We start from the raw sequence: 5,229 nt of genomic DNA on the forward strand, positions 1-5,229 counted from the left end.
GGCGTCGTGGCGCTCGCGCCGCTCGCCGACCTGGCGCTCGCGCGCGAGCGGGGCGTGTGCGACGGCGCCGTCGAGCCCTTCCTCGGCGGCCCTGCGGCGGTCGGCGAACGCCTGCCCTGCGCCGATCCGGCCCGGCTGCTGCCGACCGGCATCGCGACGACGCTCGTGCAGGGCCGCGACGACACCGAAGTCCCTTGCGCTGTCGCCGAGTCCTTCGCCGACGCGGCCTCGGCGGCGGGGGAACCCGTGGGGATGACGCTGCTCGAAGGCATCGGGCACTACGCACTCGTCGACCCGGCGGCCGACGCCTCGGCGGTCGTGGCGGAGGAGATCGCGCAACTCGCCTGGTGAGGGGGCGGGGTGGGCGGCGGGGACCGGGGCGACGGGTGGCGATGGGCGGCGATGACCGGGGAGGCGGGGGGGCGACCGGTGGCGACCGGTGCGCCCGGGGATGGCTGGTGGCGACCGGGGATGATCGGGGATGGCCGATGACGACCGGTGGTGACCGTCCGGTCCTGGGGTCCGTCCGTCCGGCGGGGGACTGACGGCGTGTCGTGGGCGGGGCGGTCCCCCTCAAGTCGGTGGCGTCCTCCTTGAGATGGACGGCCGAAGTGGGTACGTGCGAGGGACGCCGGGAGCCACGCGGCGCCCTAGCGTGGTGTGCATGAATGAGACTTCGGCTTCCGGACGCGACAGGCTCGCTCCCGGACTCGCGACGGAGCGGCGGATCGCGGAGCTCGTGGCGCGCGTCGTGCGGGAGGACCTGTTCGCGGACGCCTTCGCGTTCCGGCCGCTGCCCGTCCGAGAGATACGGGAGGGCAGGACGCGCTTCCTGTGGGTGCGGTGGCTGCCACAGGGCTGCGTGGGCCTGGCCGCGCTCGTGTGTTTCTTCGTCATCGTCACCGGGCCGTACGGTTTCACGTTCGGGCTCGCGGGAGCCCTCCTCGTGACGCTCGCCATGTTCCGCCCGATCGGCGCGTGGTGGCTCTCGTTGCCGTTGTGCCTCATTCCCGCGAGCAGCGGCGCCGTGTCGCTGGCGTTCGGCCCCGCCTTCCTCGTCATGGTGATCGCGGGCTGGCTCTCGCCGCCCCGTACGGCGTTCACCATGTGGGTCGTGAGCGCGGTCCTCTCGCTGGGCCTGAGCGGGGCTCTCGACTGGGACGCCGAGTCGAACATCGGCGTCTACCTCTTCCTGTCCGCGGTCTCGCTCATCGCCGTCGCCTCGCTCGGCGGCTGGAGCAGGGCGCGCCAGCAGGTGCAGGCGAAGGAGGCGGAGGTCGCCGAGAAGGCCGCCGAGGTCGCCCGCAAGGAGGAGGTCACTCTCGTCGAGCGTTCGCGGCGCACCCTGCTGGAGGAGCGCACGACGATCGCCCGCGAACTGCACGACGTGGTCGCGCACCACATGTCCGTCGTCGCGATCCAGGCCGAGGCCGCGCCGTACCGGGTCATCGACCCGCCGCCCGAGCTGGTCGCCGCCTTCGCCACGATCCGCGAGAACGCGGTGGTCGCCCTCACCGAACTGCGGCGCGTCCTCGGTGTCGTGCGTGCGGAGGACGCGGAACTCCCGCACACCCCCCAGCCCACGCTCGCCGATCTCGATGCCCTGCTCGACAACGTGCGCGGGGCGGGCCTTGAGGTGACGAAGCTGGTCACGGGCCGGGTGCGGGAACTGCCGCAAGGGGTCGAGCTGTCGGCGTACCGCATCGTGCAGGAGGCGCTGAGCAACACCCTGCGGCACGCGCCGGGTGCGGACGCCGTGGTCGAGTTGTCGTACGTGCTCGGCGGCTTCGGGTTGCGCGTCTTCAACTGGGCGCCGCCCGAGCCCTGGGGGGACGAAGGCCCGTGGGGCGGCCAGGAGCCCTGGGAGGTGCCCGACCCCTGGGGCGGGGAGGCCCTCGGGGAGGGACCCGCCCTCGCCCCGACCCCCGCTTCCGCCACCGGCAGCGGGCACGGGCTCACGGGGATGCGGGAGCGCGTCGCGATGCTGGAGGGCGAACTGACGGCCGGGCCCACGGAGTCGGGGGGCTTCGAGGTCTCGGTCTGGATTCCGGTCCCGGCGGCGGAGCGGGAGGCGGAGGAGGAGACGGAGCGGGAGCCGGAGAAGGAACGGGACGCGGGCGCCGGGGCGGGGCCTGGGCGCGGTTCGGAGGCGGGGCGCGGTTCGGTGCGGGGGCCGGCAGTGGATGCGGTCGGCGCGCAGGACCCACCATCGCGGCCGGCCGCTCAGGTCGTCCCGGCGCCCTCCGCGGGCACGGGGCCGCGGCGGTCGGCGGCGTCCACCATTTCGTTCCGCAAGAAGAATTCGGCTCCCAGGGAGGGCAGCGGATGAGCATCACGGTGCTGATCGCCGATGACCAGGTGATGGTCCGGGAGGGCTTCTCTGTCCTGCTCGGGGCGATGCCGGGCATCGAGGTCGTCGGCGAGGCGGTCGACGGGCGCGAGGCGGTCGAGCTGACCGCGCGCCTCGCCCCGGACGTCGTCCTGATGGACATCCGGATGCCACGGCTCGACGGCATCGGGGCGACCCGCGAGATCGTCGCGAGCCCGGCCGGGACGAAGGTGCTCGTCCTGACGACGTTCGACCTCGACGAGTACGTGTACCAGGCACTGCGGGCAGGAGCCTCCGGCTTCCTCCTCAAGGACGCCTCGGCACGTCAGCTCGCCGAGGCCGTGGAGGTCGTCGCGCGGGGCGAGGCGCTGCTCGCGCCGAGCGTGACACGGCGCCTGATCACCGAGTTCGCGCGAGTCCCCGAAACGGTGCTGCGCAGACCCCCGGGCCCCCCGGCGGGAGGCGCGTACGGGGAGCTGACCGAGCGCGAGACGGAGGTCCTCGTCCATGTGGCGCGCGGTCTCTCGAACCAGGAGATCGCCGAGAAGCTCTGCGTGGCGGAGTCGACGGTGAAGACCCACGTGAGCCGGGTGCTGGTGAAACTCGGCCTGCGCGACCGGACGCAGGCGGCGGTGTTCGCCTACGAGAACAGGTTGGTGGAGCCGAGGTAGGGGGTGGCTGGCGAGGGGGCTGGGCGGATGCACCGGCCGGGTTACGCCTGCCGGTGACGGTGCGGGCGGGGAAACGAGGGCGCGGCGGGGGCCGCGTTTTCAGGGGCCGGGGGAAGCGGGATGGCGGGGGAGGCGTGGCTTTCGCATGCCGTGAGACGGGCGCGGGGGCTGTCCGGGCGGGCGGCGAGGGCCGGTCGGGCCGGGTCCGGCGGGCACGCGGCGGTGGTCGGGCACGCGGCGGTGATCGGGCGGGCGGCTGCTGTGGGGCGGGCCGTGGCGGTCGGGCGGGCGGTGGTCGGGCGGGCAGGGGTGGTGGGGCGGGTTGAAGCGGCCGGGCGGGCCGGGCCCGGGCGGGTTGTAGCGGTCGGGCGGGTCTCGTACTGGGGGATACCCGTCGTGTGGGCGCTCGTGTTCGGGGTCTGGGGGCTGGCGCGGCGGGGTGCGGTGTGGCGGGACGAGGCGGCGACGTGGCAGGTGGCGGGGCGGCCGGTGGGGCGGATCTGGGAGCTGCTCGGCTCGGTCGACGCGGTGCACGGGGCCTACTACCTGCTGATGCACGAGGTGTTCGCCGCGTTCGGTCCCGGGACCTTCGTGCTGCGCGGGCCCTCGGTGCTCGCGGTCGCCGGGGCGGCGGGGTGCGTGGCGGTGCTCGGACGGAGGTTCGGCGGGAGCGGGGTCGCGGCCGGGCTGGCGCTCACCGCCTTCCCCGGCGTGGGGTTCCAGGAGCAGGAGGGACGGGCGTACGCGCTGGTGCTGCTCGGGTGCGCCGTCGCGACGCTGCTGTTCGTGGAGGCGGTGCGGCGGGATGCGAGGCGCGGGCGGTGGGTGGCGTACGGGGTGGTGGTGCTGGCGTGCGCGCTGCTGAACTGGATGGCGTTGCTCGTGCTGCCCGCGCACCTGGTGACGTTGTGCCTGCTCCGCGTGGGCCGTGAGGTCTGGGCGCGGTGGGGGACGGCCGCCGGGGGAGCGGTGGCGGGCGTGGCGCCGCTGATCCTGCTGAGCGCCACGCAGCGCGAACAGACGGCGTGGATACCGCCGTTGACGTGGGGTGTGCTGCTCGGGCCGCTCGCGCTCTGTGTGCTCGGCGGGCTCGCGGCGCTGCCCGCCAGGAGGTTCGCGGCGGGTGCGGTGCCGCTCGTGGCGGTGGCGCTGCCGCTCCTCGTCGTGCCGCAGGTGCTGCTGGCCGTGGTGTCGGGCGTGCGGCCGCTCTTTCTGGAGCGGTACGTGCTCTTCGCGCTGCTCGGCGCGGCGCTGCTCGCGGGAGCCGCCGTGGACGCGGCGGTACGGGTGGCGGGGCGGTGGCTCGTGCCGGTGCTGGGTGTGGCGACGGTGCTGGCGCTGCTCCCGTCCGCGCTCGCCGAGCGGTCCCCCGGCGAGCCGGGTGGACGACGTACGGGCGGGTGCGGTGCTCGCGGAACGGCTCGGCCTGCCGGGCGACGCGGTCGTCTTCGTCCCCGCGGCGCGCAGGGACAGCGCGCTCGTGGCGCCCGCCCGTTTCGCGGGGTTGCGGGACATAGGGCTCGCCAGGGACGCCACCGCCTCGGGCACTCTCAGCGGTGTCGAACTCCCGCCGGCGGGCCTGCGCACCGCGCTCGCCGCGGAGTCCCGCGTCCTCCTTCTCACGGACGCCCACCCCGGTCCCCCGGCCACCCGCCGCGACCGTGCCAAACTCGCCGCGCTGACGGCCGGGTTCACGCCGGTACGGGCCCGCGCGTGGCGGGGCAGGCAGGTGACCGTGTACGTGAGGCGAGCGGGCCGCGGGGCGGTGGGCCGGGGCTCAGGTCACCACGATGCTCCATATCCCCCGCCGTACGGTCCAGGTGCGGTTGCGGACGGGGCCGACGGGGGAGCCGTCGACGAGGTAGTGGAAGTCGGGGCCGGAGACGGTGACGGTACGGGCGTGGGCGAGTACGGGGTCGGCCGTGCTCGCCGCGGGGACGAGGCGGACCCCGGCGTAGCCGGAGGTGTCGGCGCGGGGGGCGGCCGAGGCGGCGCCGACCGGGCCGAGCGGGGCGCGGGCGGGGGAGGGGGTGACGGTGAGGGAGTGCAGGGGGGTGGTGAGGTCGGCGAGGAGTTCCCCGTCCGCCTCGATCCGCAGCCCGGCCCCGGCGGCGGCGCCGGTCGGCACCTGGTCCGGGACGGTGCGCAACGCCCGTATCCGCTGCCACCAGCCGCGTCCCCCGCCCCGCCGCTCCGGCGCGGCCTCCTCGCGGGGCGGTATCGCGCCCG

Annotated in this window: 4 protein-coding genes and 1 pseudogene; 3 read left to right on the top strand and 2 right to left on the bottom strand. The window is 75.4% G+C overall.

Features of this window, described 5'->3' with window-relative positions:
* The 3 genes and pseudogenes from G3I42_RS31790 to G3I42_RS31800 form a co-directional block, all read left to right on the top strand.
* A pseudogene (locus tag G3I42_RS31790) lies at nt 1-351 on the top strand (alpha/beta hydrolase); the annotation flags it as partial.
* Between the two features lie 313 nt (nt 352-664).
* Nucleotides 665-2,329, top strand: a complete 1,665-nt coding sequence (locus G3I42_RS31795) for a histidine kinase (RefSeq protein ID WP_164291150.1) — start codon at nt 665-667, stop codon at nt 2,327-2,329.
* Complete coding sequence (locus G3I42_RS31800) at nt 2,326-3,000, top strand: response regulator transcription factor (RefSeq protein ID WP_164291151.1); 675 nt, start codon at nt 2,326-2,328, stop codon at nt 2,998-3,000. Before G3I42_RS31795 ends, G3I42_RS31800 begins: the two co-directional genes overlap by 4 nt.
* 542 nt (nt 3,001-3,542) lie before the next feature.
* Here G3I42_RS31800 and G3I42_RS31805 read toward each other — a convergent pair.
* Entirely contained in the window at nt 3,543-4,007 is a 465-nt protein-coding gene (locus tag G3I42_RS31805) for a hypothetical protein (protein ID WP_164291152.1), read from the bottom strand.
* A 770-nt stretch (nt 4,008-4,777) separates the two neighbouring features.
* Nucleotides 4,778-5,229: hypothetical protein (locus G3I42_RS31810; RefSeq protein ID WP_164291153.1), on the bottom strand; the 452-nt coding region annotated here is incomplete at its 5' end.

The organism is Streptomyces sp. SID11385 (assembly GCF_010548245.1).
Taxonomy (GTDB): domain Bacteria; phylum Actinomycetota; class Actinomycetes; order Streptomycetales; family Streptomycetaceae; genus Streptomyces.

Coding starts and splice junctions, on each gene's coding strand:
- G3I42_RS31795 (WP_164291150.1), top strand. CDS start 665: ATGAATGAGACTTCGGCTTCCGGACGCGACAGGCTCGCTCCCGGACTC.
- G3I42_RS31800 (WP_164291151.1), top strand. CDS start 2,326: ATGAGCATCACGGTGCTGATCGCCGATGACCAGGTGATGGTCCGGGAG.